This window comes from Streptomyces sp. NBC_00354, assembly GCF_036106915.1.
Lineage (GTDB): Bacteria > Actinomycetota > Actinomycetes > Streptomycetales > Streptomycetaceae > Streptomyces.
The window spans coordinates 6,362,010-6,383,284 of record NZ_CP107983.1 but is presented as its reverse complement, the minus strand read 5'-3'; the positions used below and the strand labels follow the sequence as shown (position 1 = coordinate 6,383,284).

Annotated in this window: 20 protein-coding genes and 1 rRNA gene; 7 read left to right on the top strand and 14 right to left on the bottom strand. The window is 70.0% G+C overall.

The features are described 5' to 3' along the window. Positions 1 to 142: 142 nt before the first annotated feature. Positions 143 to 1,667: ribosomal RNA gene (locus OHT74_RS29295) — 16S ribosomal RNA — on the bottom strand. A 554-nt stretch (positions 1,668 to 2,221) separates the two neighbouring features. Further along, positions 2,222 to 2,863, bottom strand: coding sequence for a DNA-3-methyladenine glycosylase (locus tag OHT74_RS29290; RefSeq protein WP_328621841.1), 642 nt, complete (start codon positions 2,861 to 2,863; stop codon positions 2,222 to 2,224). A gap of 111 nt (positions 2,864 to 2,974) precedes the next feature. On the opposite strand from OHT74_RS29290, the gene OHT74_RS29285 reads away from it, so the two are divergent. The 3 genes from OHT74_RS29285 to OHT74_RS29275 all read left to right on the top strand — a co-directional run bounded on the left by OHT74_RS29285 (position 2,975) and on the right by OHT74_RS29275 (position 4,995). Beyond that, positions 2,975 to 3,757: a sporulation protein gene (locus OHT74_RS29285; protein ID WP_266630575.1), complete on the top strand. Its 783-nt coding sequence runs from the start codon at positions 2,975 to 2,977 to the stop codon at positions 3,755 to 3,757. Between the two features lie 51 nt (positions 3,758 to 3,808). Further along, complete coding sequence (locus tag OHT74_RS29280; protein WP_266668357.1) at positions 3,809 to 4,342, top strand: YbhB/YbcL family Raf kinase inhibitor-like protein; 534 nt, start codon at positions 3,809 to 3,811, stop codon at positions 4,340 to 4,342. A gap of 149 nt (positions 4,343 to 4,491) precedes the next feature. After that, positions 4,492 to 4,995 carry an HNH endonuclease gene (locus OHT74_RS29275; RefSeq protein WP_328621840.1) on the top strand — a complete coding sequence of 168 codons (504 nt, stop codon included), beginning with the start codon at positions 4,492 to 4,494 and terminating at the stop codon, positions 4,993 to 4,995. Between the two features lie 69 nt (positions 4,996 to 5,064). Here OHT74_RS29275 and OHT74_RS29270 read toward each other — a convergent pair whose 3' ends face one another. From OHT74_RS29270 to OHT74_RS29255, 4 genes are all read right to left on the bottom strand, one after another. Then, entirely contained in the window at positions 5,065 to 5,835 is a 771-nt protein-coding gene (locus OHT74_RS29270) for a sulfite exporter TauE/SafE family protein (RefSeq protein ID WP_328621839.1), read from the bottom strand. Between the two features lie 106 nt (positions 5,836 to 5,941). After that, positions 5,942 to 6,934, bottom strand: a complete 993-nt coding sequence (locus tag OHT74_RS29265) for an SPFH domain-containing protein (protein ID WP_266668354.1) — start codon at positions 6,932 to 6,934, stop codon at positions 5,942 to 5,944. A gap of 93 nt (positions 6,935 to 7,027) precedes the next feature. Next, positions 7,028 to 7,456, bottom strand: a complete 429-nt coding sequence (locus OHT74_RS29260) for an NfeD family protein (protein ID WP_266668348.1) — start codon at positions 7,454 to 7,456, stop codon at positions 7,028 to 7,030. Between the two features lie 84 nt (positions 7,457 to 7,540). Continuing rightward, on the bottom strand, positions 7,541 to 8,341 hold the full coding sequence (locus OHT74_RS29255) for an ABC transporter ATP-binding protein (protein WP_030300602.1): 801 nt from the start codon (positions 8,339 to 8,341) through the stop codon (positions 7,541 to 7,543). 145 nt (positions 8,342 to 8,486) lie between these two features. Between OHT74_RS29255 and OHT74_RS29250 the strand changes: the two genes are divergently transcribed. Continuing rightward, positions 8,487 to 9,272: a hypothetical protein gene (locus OHT74_RS29250; RefSeq protein WP_266668346.1), complete on the top strand. Its 786-nt coding sequence runs from the start codon at positions 8,487 to 8,489 to the stop codon at positions 9,270 to 9,272. A gap of 221 nt (positions 9,273 to 9,493) precedes the next feature. Here OHT74_RS29250 and OHT74_RS29245 read toward each other — a convergent pair whose 3' ends face one another. From OHT74_RS29245 to OHT74_RS29235, 3 genes are all read right to left on the bottom strand, one after another. After that, a complete protein-coding gene (locus OHT74_RS29245) occupies positions 9,494 to 9,739 on the bottom strand; it encodes a chaplin (protein WP_266673158.1) in 246 nt (81 codons plus the stop codon). Between the two features lie 148 nt (positions 9,740 to 9,887). Next, positions 9,888 to 10,529 carry a response regulator gene (locus tag OHT74_RS29240; RefSeq protein WP_267000110.1) on the bottom strand — a complete coding sequence of 214 codons (642 nt, stop codon included), beginning with the start codon at positions 10,527 to 10,529 and terminating at the stop codon, positions 9,888 to 9,890. Continuing rightward, positions 10,522 to 11,667, bottom strand: a complete 1,146-nt coding sequence (locus OHT74_RS29235) for a GAF domain-containing sensor histidine kinase (RefSeq protein ID WP_266668342.1) — start codon at positions 11,665 to 11,667, stop codon at positions 10,522 to 10,524. The genes OHT74_RS29240 and OHT74_RS29235 overlap by 8 nt, the downstream gene beginning before the upstream one ends. A gap of 472 nt (positions 11,668 to 12,139) precedes the next feature. Here OHT74_RS29235 and OHT74_RS29230 point away from each other — a divergent pair, with 472 nt between their 5' ends. Next, positions 12,140 to 12,853 (top strand): transglycosylase SLT domain-containing protein, encoded by a 714-nt coding sequence (locus OHT74_RS29230; RefSeq protein ID WP_266668340.1) that lies wholly within the window; start codon positions 12,140 to 12,142, stop codon positions 12,851 to 12,853. A 101-nt stretch (positions 12,854 to 12,954) separates the two neighbouring features. Here OHT74_RS29230 and OHT74_RS29225 read toward each other — a convergent pair whose 3' ends face one another. After that, complete coding sequence (locus OHT74_RS29225; RefSeq protein ID WP_328621838.1) at positions 12,955 to 15,516, bottom strand: ABC transporter ATP-binding protein/permease; 2,562 nt, start codon at positions 15,514 to 15,516, stop codon at positions 12,955 to 12,957. Positions 15,517 to 15,791: 275 nt separating this feature from the next. On the opposite strand from OHT74_RS29225, the gene OHT74_RS29220 reads away from it, so the two are divergent. Both OHT74_RS29220 and serB read left to right on the top strand, forming a co-directional pair. After that, a complete protein-coding gene (locus OHT74_RS29220) occupies positions 15,792 to 17,318 on the top strand; it encodes a streptophobe family protein (protein WP_328621837.1) in 1,527 nt (508 codons plus the stop codon). 218 nt (positions 17,319 to 17,536) lie between these two features. Further along, on the top strand, positions 17,537 to 18,736 hold the full coding sequence (gene serB, locus OHT74_RS29215; RefSeq protein ID WP_266668334.1) for a phosphoserine phosphatase SerB: 1,200 nt from the start codon (positions 17,537 to 17,539) through the stop codon (positions 18,734 to 18,736). A gap of 69 nt (positions 18,737 to 18,805) precedes the next feature. On the opposite strand, the gene OHT74_RS29210 is transcribed toward serB, so the two are convergent. The 4 genes from OHT74_RS29210 to OHT74_RS29195 form a co-directional block, all read right to left on the bottom strand. Beyond that, positions 18,806 to 19,327, bottom strand: coding sequence for a SixA phosphatase family protein (locus OHT74_RS29210; protein WP_328621836.1), 522 nt, complete (start codon positions 19,325 to 19,327; stop codon positions 18,806 to 18,808). Positions 19,328 to 19,440: 113 nt separating this feature from the next. Then, entirely contained in the window at positions 19,441 to 19,656 is a 216-nt protein-coding gene (locus OHT74_RS29205) for a hypothetical protein (RefSeq protein WP_266668331.1), read from the bottom strand. Between the two features lie 151 nt (positions 19,657 to 19,807). Then, positions 19,808 to 19,927 (bottom strand): SGM_5486 family transporter-associated protein, encoded by a 120-nt coding sequence (locus OHT74_RS29200; RefSeq protein ID WP_266630545.1) that lies wholly within the window; start codon positions 19,925 to 19,927, stop codon positions 19,808 to 19,810. Positions 19,928 to 19,932: 5 nt separating this feature from the next. Continuing rightward, complete coding sequence (locus OHT74_RS29195) at positions 19,933 to 21,234, bottom strand: CynX/NimT family MFS transporter (protein ID WP_266668329.1); 1,302 nt, start codon at positions 21,232 to 21,234, stop codon at positions 19,933 to 19,935. Positions 21,235 to 21,275 lie beyond the last annotated feature (41 nt).

Sequence of the window (21,275 nt, the reverse complement as noted above, 5' to 3'; positions counted from 1 at the left end):
GGCACGATCCCCTCCACTTCACTGTGTTCCACGCCGAAGCAGTACTTACAGAGAGTTTTGGAAACCGTGCCAACTAATCAACGTTCCACCCATGAGCTGACCGTGCAGAACGTTTGTCTGCAATCGGTACTGTGCTCCTTAGAAAGGAGGTGATCCAGCCGCACCTTCCGGTACGGCTACCTTGTTACGACTTCGTCCCAATCGCCAGTCCCACCTTCGACAGCTCCCTCCCTTACGGGTTGGGCCACCGGCTTCGGGTGTTACCGACTTTCGTGACGTGACGGGCGGTGTGTACAAGGCCCGGGAACGTATTCACCGCAGCAATGCTGATCTGCGATTACTAGCGACTCCGACTTCATGGGGTCGAGTTGCAGACCCCAATCCGAACTGAGACCGGCTTTTTGAGATTCGCTCCACCTCACGGTATCGCAGCTCATTGTACCGGCCATTGTAGCACGTGTGCAGCCCAAGACATAAGGGGCATGATGACTTGACGTCGTCCCCACCTTCCTCCGAGTTGACCCCGGCGGTCTCCTGTGAGTCCCCATCACCCCGAAGGGCATGCTGGCAACACAGGACAAGGGTTGCGCTCGTTGCGGGACTTAACCCAACATCTCACGACACGAGCTGACGACAGCCATGCACCACCTGTATACCGACCACAAGGGGGGCACTATCTCTAATGCTTTCCGGTATATGTCAAGCCTTGGTAAGGTTCTTCGCGTTGCGTCGAATTAAGCCACATGCTCCGCCGCTTGTGCGGGCCCCCGTCAATTCCTTTGAGTTTTAGCCTTGCGGCCGTACTCCCCAGGCGGGGAACTTAATGCGTTAGCTGCGGCACCGACGACGTGGAATGTCGCCAACACCTAGTTCCCAACGTTTACGGCGTGGACTACCAGGGTATCTAATCCTGTTCGCTCCCCACGCTTTCGCTCCTCAGCGTCAGTAATGGCCCAGAGATCCGCCTTCGCCACCGGTGTTCCTCCTGATATCTGCGCATTTCACCGCTACACCAGGAATTCCGATCTCCCCTACCACACTCTAGCTAGCCCGTATCGAATGCAGACCCGAGGTTAAGCCTCGGGCTTTCACATCCGACGTGACAAGCCGCCTACGAGCTCTTTACGCCCAATAATTCCGGACAACGCTTGCGCCCTACGTATTACCGCGGCTGCTGGCACGTAGTTAGCCGGCGCTTCTTCTGCAGGTACCGTCACTTTCGCTTCTTCCCTGCTGAAAGAGGTTTACAACCCGAAGGCCGTCATCCCTCACGCGGCGTCGCTGCATCAGGCTTTCGCCCATTGTGCAATATTCCCCACTGCTGCCTCCCGTAGGAGTCTGGGCCGTGTCTCAGTCCCAGTGTGGCCGGTCGCCCTCTCAGGCCGGCTACCCGTCGTCGCCTTGGTGGGCCATTACCCCACCAACAAGCTGATAGGCCGCGGGCTCATCCTTCACCGCCGGAGCTTTCAACCCCTGCCCATGCAGGCAGGAGTATTATCCGGTATTAGACCCCGTTTCCAGGGCTTGTCCCAGAGTGAAGGGCAGATTGCCCACGTGTTACTCACCCGTTCGCCACTAATCCACCCCGAAGGGCTTCATCGTTCGACTTGCATGTGTTAAGCACGCCGCCAGCGTTCGTCCTGAGCCAGGATCAAACTCTCCATGAATGTTTACCGGTAATCCGGTGCACACACACGTTGAGCGGGCCAGTCATGGTCGGAATATGACCGACTGACCACTGCGTCCTCGCTGTGTAATTGCCTGCAAGCATCACGGCGAACCGCGACCTCACAGGTCTTTTTCAAAGGAACCTCATCCACCGAAGTGGACGGGGTATCAACTTCTGGCGTTGATTTTTGGCACGCTGTTGAGTTCTCAAGGAACGGACGCTTCCTTTGTACTCACCCTCAGTAACACTTACTGGGGCTTTCCTCCGGGCTTCGTTCTTCGTTTCCAACTCTACCAGATCATTTCCGTTGTCGTTTCCGACTTGGATTTGAATTCCGGTGGCCGTTGGGGGCCTTTGCCTTTCGGCGTTCCACCACTTTAGCGCTTATCCCTTGCGACTCATAATCGAGCCACCGGATTCGAATTCGGGCATGCCGAAATCGACCCCGCCAGGGGTACGTCGTAGGTAGTGGGTTGGCCGCTCCGGGGGTCTGCTGACAGCAGTGCCCCGTTCAAGCGGCTCGGGCTACGTTAGGCGTCCGCCAAGGGCGAGTCAAGTTGAGCGGCGGCGTGGCGCGTGGGCGCGATACGGGCTCACCGTCGGGTCGTGGGTGATCCAGTAGCGGTACGGGTGGCCCGCGCCGGCGCCCCCGACCCCCGTGCGGGGACCGTTGCTCACCAGGTCGGGTGAGGTGGCGGTACCCGTCAGGAGTGCCAGGGGGGATTCCGGACCGGCACAGAGGTCGGCGCCGTCCAGGGACCGGTCCACCGCCAGGGCCGTGGCCAGGCGGGCCGGGCCTTTGGCCAGTTCCTTGTCGCTTCTGGCTGAAATGCGACGTTTGCGGGCCAGGTCCGCGCCCACGGTGATCTCGCCCGCGCGCAGCAGGACCCCGCTCGCGTGGTCGGGTGGGCCGCACACCAGGTTGAGGCTGAACCACATGCCGTAGATGAAGTAGACGTACGCGTGTCCGGGCGGACCGAACATCGATGCGTTCCGCCGGGTGCGGCCCCGGTAGGCGTGGGAGCCCGGGTCGGCCTCGCCCTCGTACGCCTCCACCTCCGTGATACGGAGCTCGAGGGGGCCTTCGGGTGTACGTCGGACCAGGATGCGGCCGAGGAGATCCGGGGCCACCGAGAGGACCGGCCGGTCGAAGAAGGACCGGGCCAGGGGCGTACGGTCGGGGCGCGCGCTCATCCGGTCGAGCGTAGTGGAACGCGCGCACCTGCAACCGGGGCCTAAGGTTCCGCGTTTGTCAGTGTGTACTCGTAAGCGGTAGTCGCACGAGCCTTCAAGGGGAGTCAGAGCATGGGGTTCAAGAAGCTGTTCGCGGCGCTGGGTGCCGGCGGTGCTTCGGTGGACACGATCATCACCGAGCCGAACGTGGTGCCGGGCGGGATCGTCCAGGGCGAGGTCCGCATCCAGGGCGGTTCCGTGGAGCAGCAGATCGAGGGCCTGTCCGTCGGTCTCCAGGCGCGGGTCGAGGTGGAGGGGAACGACCAGGAGTACAAGCAGGACATCGTCTTCACCAAGCAGCGCCTCGGCGGTGCCTTCCAGGTACAGGCGGGCGCCCTGCACGTGGTGCCGTTCGGGCTGGAGATCCCGTGGGAGACGCCGATCACCCACTTCGGGGGTCAGCACCTGCACGGGATGAACATCGGGGTCAGCACCGAGCTGGAGATCGCGCGTGCGGTGGACGCCGGCGACCTCGACCCGATCAACGTGCACCCGGTGCCGGCGCAGCAGGCGATCCTGGATGCCTTCCGTCAGCTCGGCTTCGGCTTCCGCAGTGCGGACATGGAGCGCGGGCACATCCGCGGGACGCGCCAGACGCTGCCGTTCTACCAGGAGATCGAGTTCCTGCCGCCGTCGCAGTACCGCGGGCTGAACCAGGTCGAGCTGACCTTCATCTCGGACGGCCGTGAGATGGACGTCGTCCTGGAGATGGACAAGAAGTCCGGGCTGTTCTCCGAGGGCAGTGACACGTACCGCTGCTTCCAGGTGGGTCTGCAGTCGTACCAGGAGACCGACTGGGCGGCTTACCTCAACCAGTGGATCGCGTCCGTGGGTTCGCAGCGCAACTGGTTCTAGGCTCGGGCCCGGTACTGGTTCGGTACTGGTTCGCGATCAGGAGGTTCAGCAGTGGCCGAGCAGAACAGGGCACCTCTTCCGCACGACTTCCACCCTCAGGTGCACGCGTTCTCCGTGGAGAGTGTGGATCTGGAGCCCGGTGCGGACCTGGGTGACGCCCAGGTCCTGCGGGGCGGGAACGTCTCGCCGCAGCTGCGGTGGGAGGGGTTCCCGGAGGGGACGAAGAGTTTCGCGGTGACGTGCTTCGACCCGGACGCCCCGACAGGCAGCGGGTTCTGGCACTGGGTGCTCTTCGATCTGCCTGCGTCGGTCACCGAGCTGCCGGCCGGGGCGGGGAGCGGGAAGTTCGAAGGGCTGCCCGCCGGGGCCGTGCACGTGCGGAACGACTACGGCACGAAGGACTTCGGCGGGGCTGCTCCGCCGGCCGGGGAGCGGCACCGGTACGTGTTCACCGTGTACGCGGTGGACCAGGAGAAGCTGGGCCCCGGTGCGGACGTCTCGCCGGCGGTCGTCGGATTCAACCTGCGGTTCCACTCGTTGGGTCGGGCGCAGCTGATCGGTGAGTACGAGGGCCCCAAGGGCTGATCGTTCGCCGTGCGTTTGCCCGGTCCTGGTCTAAAGGCGGCCAGGACCGGGCATTTTTATTGCGTTGTCCCGCGTGGCGCGCGCGGCCAGAGTGGTTGCGGGCTCTGCCGCCGGTGTGGTTGCGGGCCTGCACACGGGAGGTGGGCGAGATGCGGGACACGCTGGTGCTGAATGCGAGCTTCGAGCCGCTGTCGACGGTGACGCTGAACCGGGCTGTGGTCCTGGTGCTCCAGGACAAGGCCGTCGTCGAGCAGTCGCATCCGGAACTGCGTGTGCGCGGTGCCTCCATGGATCTTCCGCTGCCCCGGGTGATCAGGTTGTGCCGGTACGTTCGGGTGCCGTTCCGAAGACATGCCCCCTGGTCACGGAGGGGGGTGCTGGTCCGGGACCAGCACCGGTGCGCGTACTGCGGGAAGCGCGCGACGACCGTGGACCACGTACTGCCCCGGGCCCAGGGCGGTGGCGACACGTGGTTGAACACGGTGGCCTCCTGCGCCGAGGACAATCACCGCAAGGCGGCCCGGACTCCGGAGGAGGCGGGGATGCCGCTCCTCCGGAAGCCCTTCGTACCGTCTCCGGCGGACGCCATGCTGCTGGCCCTGGGGGTGGGGGGCCGCGATGTGCTGCCTGACTGGCTGGAGCGTTCCGCCTAGTCCGGCTGGTCCGGCTCGTCCGGCCGCATGATCGCCGGTGCGCTGGGCGACGTAGTTCCGCTACGTCGCTCAGTGCAGCAGCAGCTGCACGATCGCGATGACGCCGACCGTCACGATGACCGCGCGGAGCACGGTCGGCGACAGGCGGCGGCCGACCTTGGCGCCGATCTGGCCGCCGAGGGTGGAGCCGACGGCGATCAGGAGCACGGCCGTCCAGTCGAACTCTGCGACGAACAGGAAGAAGACGGCCGCGATGCCGTTCACGAGGGCGGCGATGACGTTCTTGACGGCGTTGATGCGCTGCAGCTCCTCGTGGAGGAGCAGGCCCATCAGGCCGAGGTAGAGCACGCCCTGGGCGGCGCCGAAGTAGCCCCCGTATGCGCTGGAGAGCAGCATTCCGGTGAGCAGGGCGGGACCGCCGTCGGGGTGTCCGGTGTCTCCTCCGGCGGCTTCCTGGCGTTTGCGCAGGGCCGCGGCGAGCCGGGGCTGGAGGATGACGAGCACGAGGGCGAGTCCGATGAGGACGGGCACGATCGTGTCGAAGGAGTCCGACGGCAGGGTGAGGAGCAGGACGGCGCCCGCGAGTCCCCCGACGAGGGAGACGGCGCCGAGCCGGATGATGCGTCGGCGCTGGCCCTGGAGCTCCTTGCGGTAGCCGATGGCCCCGCTGATGGAACCGGGCACCAGGCCGAGGGTGTTGGACACGTTGGCGGTGACCGGCGGGAGTCCGGTGGCGAGCAGCACCGGGAAGGTGATGAGCGTGCCGGAGCCGACGATGGTGTTGATGGTGCCGGCGCCGACGCCGGCGGCGAACACCGCTACTGATTCCCAGATGGACATGGACTGGGCCATCCCCTTTGCATGAGTGAGTCGCCTCCCCGCCATGAAGGTCGAGGGGCCTCACTGATCATGCAGGAGGGGATGCCGGTCCGGGGCGTGCGGGGGGTCAGTCGATCGGGGGCTGCTCGCGCCGGTCCGTGCCGTTCGCGCCGTTGCCGGCGCCGTTCCCGTCGGCTCCTGCGGACTTGCCGGAGTTCTGCGGGTTGAAGCCCGAACCGCCGCCCATGGGGCCGAAGTTGCCCATGGCTCCCGAGAGGCCCTTGAGCGCGTCCCCGATCTCGCTGGGCACGATCCAGAGCTTGTTGGCGTCGCCTTCGGCGATCTTCGGGAGCATCTGGAGGTACTGGTAGGCGAGGAGCTTCTGGTCGGCGTCGCCGGCGTGGATGGACTCGAAGACCGTACGGATGGCCTGCGCCTCGCCCTCGGCGCGCAGGGCCGCGGCCTTGGCCTCACCCTCGGCGCGCAGGATGGAGGACTGCTTCTCGCCCTCGGCGCGCAGGATCTCGGACTGCCGGACGCCTTCGGCCTGGAGGATCGCGGCGCGCTTGTCGCGGTCGGCGCGCATCTGCTTCTCCATCGAGTCCTGGATGGAGGTCGGCGGCTCGATCGCCTTGAGCTCGACGCGGTTGACGCGGATGCCCCACTTGCCGGTGGCCTCGTCGAGGACTCCGCGCAGGGCCGCGTTGATCTCCTCGCGGGAGGTCAGGGTCCGCTCGAGGTCCATGCCGCCGATGATGTTGCGCAGGGTGGTGACGGTGAGCTGCTCGATGGCCTGGATGTAGCTGGCGACCTCGTACGTCGCGGCCCGGGCGTCGGTCACCTGGTAGTAGATGACCGTGTCGATGTTGACGACCAGGTTGTCCTGGGTGATGACCGGCTGCGGGGGGAACGGCACGACCTGCTCGCGCAGGTCGATGCGGTTGCGGATCGAGTCGATGAACGGGACGACGATGTTGAGGCCTGCGTTGAGGGTGCGCGTGTAGCGGCCGAAGCGTTCGACGATGGCGGCGCTGGCCTGCGGGATCACCTGGATCGTCTTGACCAGTGCGATGAAGACCAGAACCACCAGAATGATCAGGACGATGATGATCGATGACATGTGGTTCCCCGTGCCCTTCCGGCTGTCTGTGCTGCCCCGTTGGGCGAGTCTCGCAGACCTCGCCGCCGCGGGTCGGCTCCTTGGCTCACAAGCTCACATCACGACCGCGGTGGCTCCGTCGATCTCCACGACGTCCACCTGCTGGCCCGGTTCGAAGCTGCTGTCCGCGTCGAGGGTGCGCGCGGACCAGATCTCGCCGGCGAGTTTGATCCGGCCTCCGCTGCCGTCGACGCGTTCGAGGACGAGCGCGCTTCTGCCCTTCAACGCGTCGATTCCGGTGCGGTGTTGGGGCCGCTGCTCGCGGTGGTGGTTGGCGATCGAGCGCACGACGGCGACGAGCGCCACCGACACGATGACGAAGACCAGGACCTGGGCGACGATTCCCCCGCCGAACGCCGCCGTGACGGCGGCCGCGACCGCGCCGACGGCGAACATGCCGAACTCCGGCATCGCCGTCAGGACGAGCGGGATGCCCAGTCCGACCGCGCCGATGAGCCACCACAGCCACGCGTCGATGTTCACATGGTCATGGTAGGTCCGGCGGGCGCGGTCGGGACAGGGTGCGACGGCGCCCGTACCGGCGGTGTCTGCCCGGTACCGGGCGCACTAGCGCAGCGGGAGGCCCTGGGCGGTCCAGCGGTCGTGGTCGTTGCGCTCGACGACGAGCGGGAGGCCGAAGCAGAGCGAGAGGTTGCGGGAGGTCAGCTCGAGCTCGATGGGGCCCGCGGTGACGACCTTGCCCTGGCGGATCATCAGGACGTGGGTGAAGCCGGGGGCGATCTCCTCGACGTGGTGCGTGACCATCGCCATGGACGGCGCGAGCGGGTCGCGGGCGAGACGGCCGAGGCGGCGTACGAGGTCCTCGCGGCCGCCGAGGTCGAGGCCGGCGGCGGGCTCGTCGAGGAGGAGCAGCTCGGGGTCGGTCATCAGGGCGCGGGCGATCAGGGTGCGCTTGCGCTCGCCCTCGGAGAGGGTGCCGAACTTCCGGTCGAGGTAGTCCGTCATGCCGAGGCGGTCGAGGAAGGCGCGGGCGCGCTGCTCGTCGATCTCCTCGTACTCCTCCTGCCAGGTCGCCGTCATGCCGTACGCGGCGGTGAGGACGGTCTGCAGGACGGTCTGGCGCTTGGGGAGCTTGTCGGCGAGCGCGATGCCGGCGACGCCGATGCGCGGGCGCAGCTCGAAGACGTCGCTGCCGGGCTTGCCGAGGGTGCTGCCGAGGATGGTGGCGGAGCCCTTGGTGGGGAAGAGGTAGCTGGAGGCGAGGTTCAGCAGCGTGGTCTTGCCGGCGCCGTTGGGGCCGAGGATCACCCAGCGCTCGCCCTCCTTCACCGACCAGGAGACCTGGTCCACCAGAGCCCGGCCCTCGCGGACCACGGATACGTCCACCAGCTCCAGAACATCGCTCATGAGCGTGTTGTCTCCCCTTGCAGTCTCGGTTTCGTCTGTGCACCGGTAGGCGCAGCCCCAGGGGAAAACCTACGCCACTCGGCGAGGGGTCCGGGCGCCAGGTGGGCCGGGGGACCGGATCCGGGGTGATCCGTAAAGTGGGGGAATGCTTTTCGAACCACGTTCAGGGCGGTTGGCCGCCTGGGGGAACGCACTGCTGGCCGGACTGGTCTCGCCCGACGAGGCCGTGTTGTCGATCGTGGGCGAGGACGCCGTGCACCGGGTGGAGGGGCTGCCGGGCGAGCCCGGTCCGGTGGGCCTCACGCTCGCGCTCGGGCGGATGCGGGCGCTGGGGGTGACCGGGCTGCGGGTGGCGCTGCCGGCGCCGGGGCATCCGCTGGGGCTGAGCGGGCCGGCGGAGTTCAATGCGCGGGCGCTGGATGCCGAGGAGGCGGTGGTCGCGGTGGGCGCGGCGATGGGTCTGGTGCCGGAGGTGGCCGAGGCCGGGCCGGAGGGGGACGTGCACGTCTCGGTGACCTGGCGCTGCCTGCCGGTACGGGAGGCCCCGCCGGCGGACGTGCCGTCGCTCGGTGAGGCGGAGCGGGAGCTGGCGGAGGCGCTGCGCGAGGCGACGGTGATGCTGACCCGGCTGGACGTGGCGGGGTCGGGGCCGGTGGCGGAGGCCGCGCTGTCGGCGTACCGGGCGCGGGCGGAGGCCGGGCGGGAGGTGCTGGCGCCGGGGTATCCGGCGCGGGCGGTGCGGGTGCTGTCGCTGGCGCAGCGGGTGGATCTGCTGGTGTCGCTGGCGTACGAGCACGGGCCGGGCGGTGCGGTGGCCGCCTCGGAGATGGCGGCGAGGGCGGAGGCGCTGCGGCCGGTGGAACGGGTGGCCCGTCGGGCGCTGGTAGCGGCGTACAACTCGGCGGTGGAGGAGCGCGAGCGGGGCCGCTAGCCTCCGGTTCGGTTGGCGGGTACGGTGCGGGGCCGCCGGGCTGAATCGGGGCGGAGTCCCAGCCCCTGGGGCTCCGCCCCGGACCCCGCCGCAGTCGCCGACGGGGCTGATCCGTGCCCGGGTGGCGCCGGAAGGCGGGCGCCGTTCGTGCCGGCGCGGGAATGACGGCGGCCCCGCTTCCAGGGGAGAGGGTGGAAGCGGGGCCGCGGGTCAGGCCGGGGTCAGGCGTTCACACCCGTGTTGCCGAAGGCCGGGTTGAGCAGGCCGATCACGGTGACCGAGTTGCCGACCACGTTCACGGGGACGTCCACCGGGACCTGGAGCAGGTTCCCGGAGGCCACGCCGGGCGAGTTCAGGGCCTCGCCCTCCGCCGACGCACCGCCGTGCGCCGAGGAGACACCGGCGCCGGCGGCGATGAGGCCGCCCGCGATCATGGTGACGGCTGCGGCCTTCTTGAAGTTCTTCACGTTCTCGTCCTCCAGTACGTCTGCCGCGACCAGCCGTCGCGACACGCCATGGAGAACGGTCACCCGGCGATCGGGATACGCCATGTGGGCTACATACACCCGACCGTATGAATCTCAGTCCGGAAGGGTACGGTCCGGTTCACGCCGTTCATTCGGCCAGTCCGTGCCTGACCGCCCACAACGCGGCCTGCGTCCGGTCGGACAGGTCCAGCTTCATGAGGATGTTCGAGACGTGCGTCTTGACCGTCTTCTCCGACAGCACCAGCGCGCGGGCGATCTCCCGGTTCGAGCGGCCGTCCGCGATGAGGGACAGGACCTCCCGCTCCCGCTCGGTCAGGGAGCCGCCCCGGCTCGACGAGGGCTGTTCTTCCTGGGAGAGCAGGGCCTCCGCCACCTCCGGCTGGAGCAGCACGTGCCCGGCGTGGACGGAGCGGATCGCTCCGGCCAGGGCGTCGGGGTCGATGTCCTTGTAGACGTATCCCGCGGCGCCGCCCCGCAGGGCCGGCACGACCGTCCGCTGCTCGGTGAAGCTGGTGACGATCAGCACCCGCGCCGGGTTCGCCAGCGCGCGCAGCCGGCGCAGCGCCTCGATGCCGTCGGTGCCCGGCATCTTGATGTCCATGAGGATCACGTCGGGCCGCAGCTCCTCGGCGCGGGCCACGCCCTCCTCGCCGTCGGCGGCCTCCCCGACCACCTCGATGTCGTCCTGGACCTCCAGGAACGTGCGCAGGCCGCGGCGGACCACCTGGTGGTCGTCCACGAGCAGAACGCGGATGGGCGTGTCAGCCACCGGGGACCTCCATCTCGATCGTGGTGCCCGTACCGGGCTCCGAGTGCACGGTGAGGCGGCCGCCGGCGCCGCTCGCCCGGTCCCGCATGGAGACCAGGCCGAGGTGGCGCCCGGCCGCGCGGATCGAGGAGGGGGAGAAGCCGCTTCCGTTGTCCGTGACGGTCAGGACGGCTCCCGCGTCCCGGCGGGCGAGGGTGACCTCGACGCGGTCGCCGCCCGAGTGCCGCAGGGCGTTGTGGAGGGCCTCCTGGGCCACCCGGAGCAGCGCCTCCTCCTGGGTCGCCGGGAGGGCCCGTACGCCGTCACAGGTGAAGGTGACGTGCGCGGTGTGGGCGCGGTCGAGTACGTGGACCTGGTCGCGGAGGGTGGCGACGAGGCCGTCCTCGTCGAGGGCGGCCGGGCGCAGCTCGGTCACGGCGGCGCGCAGCTCGTCGGCGGCCTCCGCGGCGAGGGCGGCGACCTGCTGGAGCTCGCCCTTGGCGCGGGCCGGGTCGCGGTCCACGAGGGCGGCGGCGGCCTGGGCGGTCAGGCGGAGCGAGAAGAGTTTCTGCGCCACGGCGTCGTGCAGCTCGTGGGCGAGGCGGGAGCGCTCCTCGGCGATGGTGAGCTCGCGGCTGCGCTCGTAGAGCCGGGCGTTGGTGAGGGCGATCGCCGCGTGCTGGGCGAGGAGGGCGAGGAGCTCCTCGTCCTCCTCGGTGAAGCCGCCGGGTCTGCGTTTGTTCGCGAGGAAGAGGGCGGCGAGGGTCTCCTCGCCGTCGCGGACGGGCTGTCCGAGGAAGTCGGACATCTCGGGGTGGGCGGCGGGCCAGCCTTCGAAGCGGGGGTCCTTGCGTACGTCGGCCAGCCGCTCGGGGCCGTCCTGGTGGAGCATCGCGGCGAGGATGCCGTGCTGGCGGGGCAGCGGGCCGATCCGGCGCCACTGCTCCTCGGTGATGCCGTCCACGACGAACTGGGCGAAGCCGCCGTGGTCGTCCGGGACGCCCAGGGCCGCGTACTCGGCGTCCAGCAGCTCGCGGGCCGAGACGACGATCGTGCGCAGGACGTCGCGGACCTCCAGCCGGCGGCTCATGGCGAGCAGCGCGGTACTCACGGCGGCGAGGCCGCCGCGGGGTCCTCCGAAGACGGGACTACCGGTCATGGGCTCACCGTACTAGCGGCTCTGACCTGCGGGATCGGGCTCGAGGCCTAGGGCTGGGGGCGGTGTCTCCTCCTCCTTGGGGAGGGGGCCGCGGGGGTCTTCTCTGCCTTGGGGATGACGGCCTGCGCGGGTTTGTGGTCCTCAGGGTGGAGAATTCCGTTACAGATTGCATTGCTCCAGCAACGGATGGTGAGACCGTTACGTGGCCGATGTGAGCCCGCACATAGGACCCACGTCACTTACGAAGGCGCCTAGTGGACGTGTAAAGACGGTGTCAGCACTGCTGCGCCTAGCGGCTGGCCCGGAATTCCGGGATCGTCGGCGCCCCCTGATCCACTAAGCGGCATCGTACGTCACACCTTTGCCACAAGATTTTGCCGCCGCTAAGAATTGCTCCCGTCGCACAGCACCGCGGATCCCGGATCCAACGGCGCTTTCCTGCGGCTCCCGCTATTCGAAGAGGTTGCTACGCATGTCCAAGACCAGCACCCCCGGCCAGATTCGTCGTCTGACGAAGGCGCACAAGATGTCCTTCGCCGCCGTTGCCACCATCGGCGCCGCCGCCCTGGCCGCCACCCTCGTCCCCGCCGGCACCGCCGACGCCGGTACGACCGTGGCCGCCGCCCCCGTGGCGTGGACCCAGGCTGTCGAGGGTGTCCAGGCCAAGACCGTGCAGCACCTCTCCGCGCAGACCAAGCTGGCCACGGACGCCGCGAAGCTCGAGGCCGCGGTGAAGGCCAAGGCCGCCGCCGCGAAGGCGAAGGCTGACGCCGCGAAGGCGAAGGCCGACGCCGCAGCCAAGGCGAAGAAGGACCGCGAGGCGAAGGCGGCCGCCAGCCGCTCCACCGTCCGCAAGCCGATCTACGCGAACAACCTTGACGGCTGGATCAAGGAGTCGCTGGCGATCATGAAGGCGCACAAGATCCCGGGCACGTACAACGGCCTGTACAAGAACATCATGCGCGAGTCGAGCGGCAACCCGCGGGCGATCAACAACTGGGACATCAACGCCCAGAACGGCATCCCCTCGAAGGGCCTGCTCCAGGTCATCAAGCCGACCTTCCTCGCGTACCACGTCCCCGGCACCCCGCTGGACCAGTACCACCCGGTCGCCAACATCGTCGCCGCGGCCAACTACGCCGCCGACCGTTACGGCTCGATCGACAACGTCAACAGCGCCTACTAAGGGCCACTGGCGTAGCAGCCCCCCATGCGCCTCAGGGCGGCACCCGGTATCCGGGTGCCGCCCTGAGGCGTTTGTGCGGGGGGGTGCTCGGCGGCGCCGGGCTAGTTGCGCATGACCTCGGGCTCGTGGCGGCGCAGCAGCTTCTGCACCGCGAAGCCGCAGGCCACACCGATGAGCAGCAGGATCGTGATGTTCACGCCCCACTGCGCGACGGAGTGCTCCCACAGCGGGTCGGTGTTGGTCGGGTTCTGCTGGTCCCACGGCGGCATGAGCTTGCCGAGGTCGAGCGTGGTGCCCGCGGCGGCGACCGCCCAGCGCGAGGGCATCAGCCAGGCGAACTGCTCCAGGCCGGGCGAGTCGTACACCTGGAAGAGGATGCCGGTGAACACGACCTGGACGATCGCGAACATGACCAGCAGCGGCATGGTCTTCTCGGCGGTCTTCACCAGCGCGGAGATCACGAGGCCGAACATCATCGACGTGAAGCCGAGCGCGGTGACCGACAGGCACAGCTCGACGGCCGGCGGCATGAGCAGGCCCTCGGTGGGCAGGTCGCGCGGGGCGAAGCCGATGGCGCAGATGACCGCGCCCTGGATGGCCGTGATGAAGCCGAGGACGATCACCTTCGACATGAGGTACGCCGACCGGGACAGGCCGGTGGCGCGCTCGCGCTCGTAGATGACCCGTTCCTTGATCAGCTCACGGACCGAGTTCGCTGCGCCCGAGAAGCACATGCCGACGCAGAGGATCAGCATGATCGTGCCGGCGTCGCCGTTGAAGCGGGACGGCGGCTTCGGCGGCGCGAGGCCGAAGGTCGCGGGGATGACCGTCGAGACCACACCCAGGACCGCGGGCAGGATCAGCATCAGGGCCATGAAGCCCTTGTCGGAGGCGATCACCGAGACGTAGCGGCGGATCAGGGTCCACAGCTGGTCGCCCCAGCCCTGCGCCTTCGGCGGCATCAGCTGCTGGATCGGCGCCATGGCGACCTGCTGCGGGGCGACCGAGTCGAGGTCGGCGGCGTACAGCTGGTAGTGCTGCGAGCCCTTCCAGCGGCCGGCCCAGTCGTAGTCGCGGTAGTTCTCGAAGGCCGAGAAGACGTCCGCCCACGTGGTGTAGCCGAAGAAGTTCAGCGCCTCGTCCGGCGGGCCGAAGTACGCGACCGAACCGCCCGGGGCCATGACCAGCAGCTTGTCGCACAGGGCCAGCTCGGCGACGGAGTGGGTGACGACGAGGACCGTGCGGCCGTCGTCGGCGAGGCCGCGCAGCAGCTGCATGACGTCGCGGTCCATGCCCGGGTCGAGGCCGGAGGTCGGCTCGTCCAGGAAGATCAGCGACGGCTTGGTGAGCAGCTCCAGGGCCACGGACACGCGCTTGCGCTGACCACCCGAGAGCGAGGTGATCTTCTTGTCCTTGTGGATGTCGAGCTTGAGCTCGCGCAGGACCTCGTCGATGCGGGCGGCGCGCTCGGACTCGGCGGTGTCGCCGGGGAAGCGGAGCTTGGCCGCGTACTTGAGGGCCGTGCTGACCTTCAGCTCCTTGTGCAGGATGTCGTCCTGCGGGACCAGGCCGATGCGCTGGCGGAGCTCCGCGAACTGCTTGTACAGGTTGCGGTTGTCGTAGAGGACGTCGCCCTCGTTGGCGGGCCGGTAGCCGGTCAGCGCCTTGAGCAGCGTCGACTTTCCGGAGCCGGAGGGGCCGATGACACCGATGAGCGACTTCTCCGGGACGCCGAAGGTGACGTCCTTGAGGATCTGCTTGCCGCCGTCGACCGTCACCGTGAGGTGGCGGGCCGAGAAGGAGACGTCACCGGTGTCGACGAACTCCTCGAGCCGGTCGCCGACGATCCGGAACGTCGAGTGGCCGACGCCGACGATGTCGTTCGGGCCGAGCAGCGCGGTGCCGGACTTGGGCAGCGGCTGACCGTTGACGTAGGTGCCGTTGTGGCTGCCGAGGTCGTGGATCTCGAAGCGGCCGTTCGCCGAGCGGAACTCGGCGTGGAGGCGCGAGACCTGGAGGTCCGAGACGACCAGCTCGTTCTCCAGTGCACGGCCGATCCGCATGACGCGGCCGACGGCGATCTGGTGGAACGTCGTCGGGCTGCGGTCACCGCCGTAGACGGGAGCGGCACCCTGTGCCGGCACGCCGGCGCCGCCGCCCTGCTGCTGCTGCTGCGGGAAGTGCGGCTGCTGCGGCTGCTGGTGGGCGGCGGCCTGCTGCGGCTGCTGCTGCCAGGCCTGCTGCTGCGGCTGCTGCGCCTGGGCAGGGGCCTGGTACGCAGGGGCGGCCTGCTGGGCCGGGGCCTGGTAGGCGGGCGCCGGGGCCTGATAGGCCGGCGCGGCCTGCTGCGGTACGGCCTGCTGCGGCGCGGCGGCGGCGCTCAGATTGAGCCGCGGGCCGTCGGTGGCGTTGCCCAGGTGGACCGGCGTGCCGGGCACGAGCTCGGTCTGCTGGACCCGCGCGCCGTGCACGTAGGTGCCGTTGGTGCTGCCGTGGTCCTCGATGCCCCAACCCCGGCCGTTCCAGGCGATGGTGGCGTGCCGCCACGACACCCGGGCGTCGTCGATCACTACGTCTCCCTGGGGGTCGCGCCCCAGCGAGTACGACCTGGACGGATCGAGCGTCCAGGTCCTTCCATTCAATTCCAGTACGAGTTCCGGCACTCCAGCCCCACTTAGGTCCCCCGAGAATCCCCCTGACGTCAGGGAGTCCGACGTCAGGGAGTCTAGGGATGGCGAACATCCGGGGGAACTATTTCAGGCCTGGGGCCACATGTGGAATCGGGGCCTTCCCAGGGCGTCTACGCCTGCCCGTTGACGGGGTCGAAAGTCACCCGGAGAGTGAGATACGGGACTTCTCGCCCTGGCCGGACCCGTCCCGCCCGGCACGCACACCCGTCACACCCACCGCACACGCTCGGCACGCATCGGGGGCACGCATGCGCCGCATTCGCTGGGGAGACGTGGTCCTGTCGGCCATCGCCGCCACCGGCTGGGCCCTCGTCGTGATGGCCGGGGTCGCCGCGCTGGGGCTCCACCTGCTGGGCGCCGACGCCGCGGGGGGCTCGCTCGGGGCGATGACGGCCGCCGTGGTGGTCCTCGCGATCGGCGGCACGGTCACCCCGTCGGGGGACGTGTCGGTCCTCGGGGTCACCGGGCCGGGTGCGCAGACCTCACTGGACGTCATGCCGCTCGGGGTGGGGCTGGCCGGGGCGCTGGTCCTGGCCCGGATCTTCCTGCGGTCGGTGCGGACCGGGGCCGGGCCGGGGGAACTTGCCGCCCGGGCGGTCTCGGTGGCGGTGCTGCTCGTCGCCGCGGCGGGCGGGCTGGCCCGGGCCGGGCACGACGTGGTCACCCTGGACGGGCCGCGGCTGCCGAGCACCCCGCCGAAGGTGGTGGTCCCCGGGATCGGGGACATCGGCGGGCTGCTCCCGGACCGCATCGGCGACCTGATCGACACCGAGGCCCGGGTGGGGTTCTCGGTGGAGTTCGGGCCGACGCTGCTGGGCGCGGCGCTGTGGGTGCTGGCCGTGCTGGCGGTGGCACTGCTGGCTTCGCGGCGCGGCCCGGCGGCGTTCGCGCGGCTGCGGCCCGCGGTGTCGGCGCTGGTGGTGGCGCTGCTGGTGGCGGTGGCGGCCGGGCTGGCGGCGGCGGTGTGGGCGGCGCTGGGGGACGACCATCCGCGGCGGGTGCTGGGCGCCGCGCTGCTGGGGGCGCCGAACGGGGCCTGGACGGGGATGCTGCTGGGGTTGTTCGTACCGTTCGACGGGCAGGCCACGGGCACACTGGGCCGGCTGCTGCCGGATCCGCTGGACGATCTGCTGGGGATGCCGGCCCGCGAGCCGGTGACGGTGGCCCGGCTCGCGGGGTACGACGGGCGGGTCTGGCTGCTGGTCGCGGGGGTGGGGATGCTGCTGCTCTGTGCCGGTGTGCTGGCCGCCGTACGGACCCCGGGGCGCGGGATCCTCGGGTGCGCGGTGCGCCTGTCGGCCGTGACCGGGATGGTGCTGGCGGGACTGGTGTGGCTGACGGGGGTGTCCGTCGACGGCTCGCTGTCGGTACTCGGCGTCGACGCGGTGGACGCCGGGGTGGAGCTGCGGGGCGACGCGCCGTACGCGCTGCTGCTCGGGGCGGCCTGGGGTGCGGCGGCGGGCGGTGCGGGGGCGCTGCTGGCCCGGCGCCGCCGCCCGCCGCGGCCGGTCCCGGCGCCGCCGGGGGCTGCGCCCGATGCGCCGACGGCCCCGTACCGGCCCCCGCCTGGACGGCCGTACCCGTACCCGAACCCCGGGCCGAACCCGTACCCCGACCCGTACCCCGACCCGTACGCCGAGCCCGACGGCTCCTGGGACGTCACGATCACGCGGCTGCCCCGGAGGCCCTCCGGGCGCCCGGCTCCGCCCCACCGCCCGCCGTTCACCCCGCCCCCGCCGCCTCCCCCGCCGCCGCCGCTCGGGCCCCCGGGCTGAGCCGTCAGGAAAGGGGCGGGGCGTATCAAATCGAACACGGTCGGCCGCCCGCCCGCCCCGAGGGCCCCTGACACCTTCCCGTCGGCCCCTGTTCACCCCGCCGCCGTCCCCCGGGTGCCTGCACCGGGCAGCGGTGGGGAGCACTCAGCCGGAGAATGGTTCCGGCAGGTGGGACGGGGGTCCAAGCACGGAGGGCGGGAAGATACGGTGAGGGCACCATGAGCGCTTCGCAGACCTCCGACGTCCCCACCCTCCTCGTCAAGATCTTCGGCAAGGACCGTCCCGGGATCACCGCCGGGCTGTTCGACACCCTCGCCGCCTACTCCGTCGACGTCGTCGACATCGAGCAGGTCGTCACCCGTGGCCGCATCGTCCTGTGCGCCCTCGTCACCAAGCCCGCCGGCGGCGCCGAGGGCGAGCTGCGGGCCACCGTCCACAGCTGGGCCGAGTCGCTCAGGATGCAGGCCGAGATCCTCTCCGGTACCGGCGACAACCGGCCGCGCGGCAGCGGCCGTTCCCACGTCACCGTGCTCGGGCACCCGCTGACCGCCGAGTCCACGGCCGCCATAGCCTCCCGGATCACCGCGACCGGCGGCAATATCGACCGTATCTTCCGGCTCGCCAAGTACCCCGTGACGGCTGTCGAGTTCGCCGTGTCCGGCTGCGAGACCGAGCCGCTGCGCACGGCTCTGGCCACCGCCGCCGCGCACATCGGCGTCGACGTGGCCGTGGTCTCGGCCGGCCTGCACCGCCGGGCCCAGCGCCTGGTCGTCATGGACGTGGACTCGACCCTCATCCAGGACGAGGTCATCGAGCTGTTCGCCGCGCACGCCGGCTGCGAGACCGAGGTCGCCGAGGTGACCGAGCGGGCCATGCGCGGTGAGCTGGACTTCGAGCAGTCGCTGCACGCCCGCGTGAAGCTGCTGGCCGGGCTGGACGCCTCCGTCGTGGACAAGGTCCGCTCCGAAGTGCGGCTCACGCCGGGCGCCCGGACCCTGATCCGCACCCTCAAGCAGCTCGGCTACCAGGTCGGCGTGGTCTCGGGCGGATTCACCCAGGTGACGGACGATCTGCAGGAGCGGCTGGGGCTGGACTTCGCCTCGGCCAACACCCTCGAGATCGTGGACGGGAAGCTGACCGGCCGGGTCACCGGCGAGATCGTGGACCGGGCGGGCAAGGCCCGGCTGCTGCGCCGCTTCGCCGCGGAGGCCGGCGTACCGCTGGCCCAGACGGTGGCCATCGGCGACGGCGCCAACGACCTGGACATGCTGAACGCGGCCGGGCTGGGCGTGGCCTTCAACGCCAAGCCGGTGGTCCGCGAGGCCGCGCACACGGCGGTGAACGTGCCGTTCCTGGACGCGGTGCTGTACCTGCTCGGGATCACCCGTGAAGAGGTCGAGGCCGCCGGCCTGACCTGACCCGCCCGCCTACGAGGACGGGCCCCGGCGCGGATCGATCCGCGCCGGGGCCCGTCCTCGTATCCGTGCTCAGTGGTCCTTGGGGGTCCAGTAGTCCAGCAGCGTGCCCACGCCGTGTTCCACGGACTTCCAGGAGCCGGTGAAGGAGACGACGGCGAACGCGGCGGTCGGGAACCCGGTACGGGTCATCCGGGCCAGGGTGTCGCCCTCCGCGCGCCCGGCGAGGGCGTCGGCGAGGGCGTGCATGCCCGGGTTGTGGCCGATGACGAGGAGGTCCTTGACCTCGTCGGACGTCTCGTTCAGCAGGGCGATGAGCTCGCCCGGCGAGGCGTCGTACAGCCGTTCCTCGTACGAGGTCCGCGGCCGGTGCGGCATCTCCTGGACGGCGAGCTTCCAGGTCTCACGGGTGCGGGCGGCGGTGGAGCAGAGGGCCAGGTCGAAGGCGATGCCGGTCTCGGCCAGCTTCAGCCCGGCGGCCGGTGCGTCCTTGCGGCCTCGCTCCGCCAGCGGGCGCTCGTGGTCGGACACCTCGGGCCAGTCGGCCTTGGCGTGCCGGAGGAGGACGATCCTGCGGGGTGTGTCGGCGCTCATGGCTCCCAGCTTCGCACGGATCGGGCCGTGGGGCGCAGGGTGTTGGGGGGCTGCGCCGCGGGTGGGGGCGGCTCCCGGCGCACGCCGACGCGGGCGGTCGGGGCGTACCCCGGTCAGCCGACGAAGCGCAGGAGCTGTTCGGTGAAGTGGAGGAGCGCGGAGGCCTCGCCGGAGGCGGCATGGGCCTCGGCGGAGCCGGCGAGGAGCAGCAGCAGGAGGCTGAAGGCGAGCGCCGGCAGGGCCAGCGCCCACCAGTGCAGCCGGGCGCTCGCGCCGTGGACTCGGGAACCGGGGCCGGGGATGTGCGGGGAAGTCGTGGGGGCCGACATGGGCCGCCTCCGTGGGTGCGCGGGGTGGGACTGGCTCGCTCTCCTCGAATCTATGGATCCGAAGGCGCGGGGCCCATCCGGGGCACACCCCACTCGACCCTGAACCTGTCCCCCTAAGGGTTGGTGGGGTTACCCCCACCAACGGCCCCTGTCAGGGGGAGACGACGGTCGCGAGGACGGAGATGATCACGGTCACGACGAGCATGGCGCCGAGCACCATGCCGAGTTTCTTGTGGCTGTTCTGCGGGTTCGGTTCGAGTACGGGCGACATGCCGCTCAGTCTCGCATGCCGCATTCGTCCTCGATCGTGCGGTCCCGGCCGGCCAGGACGCCCAGTGCGATCTGCGGGATCAGCAGGCCCGCCATGAGGGTGAGGGGCAGGTCCCAGCCACCGCTGTGCTGGTAGAGGGCGCCGATGAGGAGCGGTCCGGGGATGGAGATGAGGTAGCCGACGCTCTGGGCGAAGGCGGACAGCTTGACGACGCCGGCCGGGGACTTGGCGCGCAGCCCGATCAGCGTGATGACGAGGGGGAAGGCGCAGTTGGAGACGCCGAGCAGGAGCGCCCAGGCCCAGGCGCCGGCGGCCGGGGCGAAGTGGAGGCCGGTGTATCCGACGAGGCCGAAGACGCCGAGGGTGACGGCGATGGCCCCCTGGTTCTTCATCCGGCCGGCCAGGTTGGGGATGACGAAGGCGAGCGGGACGCCCATGACCATGGTGACGGCGAGCAGGACACCGGCGGTGGACGCGGAGACCCCGGCGTCGCGGAAGATCTGCGGGAGCCAGCCCATGGTGATGTACGCGCCGGTGGCCTGGAGGCCGAAGTAGCAGGCCAGGGCCCAGGCGGTGCGGCTGCGGACGATCTTCGGGCCCGTGTCCGCCCGTACGGTCGAGGCGGCCTTGGAGGCGGCGGCCCGCTTCTCCCGCCGGGCGGCCGCCGCGACGGGCAGCCAGGGCAGCACGGCGACCACCGCGAGCACGGCCCAGACCAGCAGGCCCGTACGCCAGCTGCCGCCGAGGGCGGAGGTCATGGGGACGGTCGCGGCGGCGGCGAGCGAGGTGCCGAGGGCCAGGGCCATGGAGTACAGGCCGGTCATGGTGCCGACGCGGTCCGGGAACCAGCGCTTGACGATGACGGGGAGCAGCACGTTGGTCAGGGCTATGCCCGCAAGGGACAGGGCGCTGGCGGCGAGGAAGCCGGCGGCGTTGTGGGTGAAGGGCCGGATCAGCAGGCCCGCCGCGACGGCGGCCATGCCGGCACAGACGACGGCGGCCGGGCCGAAACGGCGGGAGAGCCGGGGCGCGGTGACGCCGAAGACGGCGAAGCAGAGGGCGGGGACGGAGGTGATCAGTCCGGCGACGGTACCGCTCATGCCGAGGCCCGTGCGGACCTCCTCGAAGAGGGCGCCGAGGCTGGTGATGGCGGGCCGCAGGTTGAGGGCGGCCAGCACGATGCCGACGATGAGGACCGGGCCGAGCCAGGTTGGCCGGGGGCGCGCGGGAGCGGCGGGACGGGCCTGTGGGGGTACCGTGCGCGCGGCCTGGGGCCGGTCGATGGTCTGGATTTCTTCGTCGGGCATTACACCATCATAGAATCATGGGATGATTGGTTGTCCACCTC

Excerpts from the sequence above, each read along its gene's own strand:
- OHT74_RS29230 (WP_266668340.1), top strand. The coding sequence starts at position 12,140 with ATGTCCAAGACCAGCACCCCCGGCCAGATTCGTCGTCTGACGAAGGCG.
- OHT74_RS29200 (WP_266630545.1), bottom strand. The coding sequence starts at position 19,927 with ATGTCGCCCGTACTCGAACCGAACCCGCAGAACAGCCACAAGAAACTC.
- OHT74_RS29250 (WP_266668346.1), top strand. The coding sequence starts at position 8,487 with ATGCTTTTCGAACCACGTTCAGGGCGGTTGGCCGCCTGGGGGAACGCA.
- OHT74_RS29220 (WP_328621837.1), top strand. The coding sequence starts at position 15,792 with ATGCGCCGCATTCGCTGGGGAGACGTGGTCCTGTCGGCCATCGCCGCC.
- OHT74_RS29290 (WP_328621841.1), bottom strand. The coding sequence starts at position 2,863 with ATGAGCGCGCGCCCCGACCGTACGCCCCTGGCCCGGTCCTTCTTCGAC.
- OHT74_RS29205 (WP_266668331.1), bottom strand. The coding sequence starts at position 19,656 with ATGTCGGCCCCCACGACTTCCCCGCACATCCCCGGCCCCGGTTCCCGA.
- OHT74_RS29210 (WP_328621836.1), bottom strand. The coding sequence starts at position 19,327 with ATGAGCGCCGACACACCCCGCAGGATCGTCCTCCTCCGGCACGCCAAG.
- OHT74_RS29195 (WP_266668329.1), bottom strand. The coding sequence starts at position 21,234 with ATGCCCGACGAAGAAATCCAGACCATCGACCGGCCCCAGGCCGCGCGC.
- OHT74_RS29265 (WP_266668354.1), bottom strand. The coding sequence starts at position 6,934 with ATGTCATCGATCATCATCGTCCTGATCATTCTGGTGGTTCTGGTCTTC.
- OHT74_RS29270 (WP_328621839.1), bottom strand. The coding sequence starts at position 5,835 with ATGTCCATCTGGGAATCAGTAGCGGTGTTCGCCGCCGGCGTCGGCGCC.
- serB (WP_266668334.1), top strand. The coding sequence starts at position 17,537 with ATGAGCGCTTCGCAGACCTCCGACGTCCCCACCCTCCTCGTCAAGATC.
- OHT74_RS29235 (WP_266668342.1), bottom strand. The coding sequence starts at position 11,667 with ATGACCGGTAGTCCCGTCTTCGGAGGACCCCGCGGCGGCCTCGCCGCC.
- OHT74_RS29275 (WP_328621840.1), top strand. The coding sequence starts at position 4,492 with ATGCGGGACACGCTGGTGCTGAATGCGAGCTTCGAGCCGCTGTCGACG.
- OHT74_RS29255 (WP_030300602.1), bottom strand. The coding sequence starts at position 8,341 with ATGAGCGATGTTCTGGAGCTGGTGGACGTATCCGTGGTCCGCGAGGGC.
- OHT74_RS29285 (WP_266630575.1), top strand. The coding sequence starts at position 2,975 with ATGGGGTTCAAGAAGCTGTTCGCGGCGCTGGGTGCCGGCGGTGCTTCG.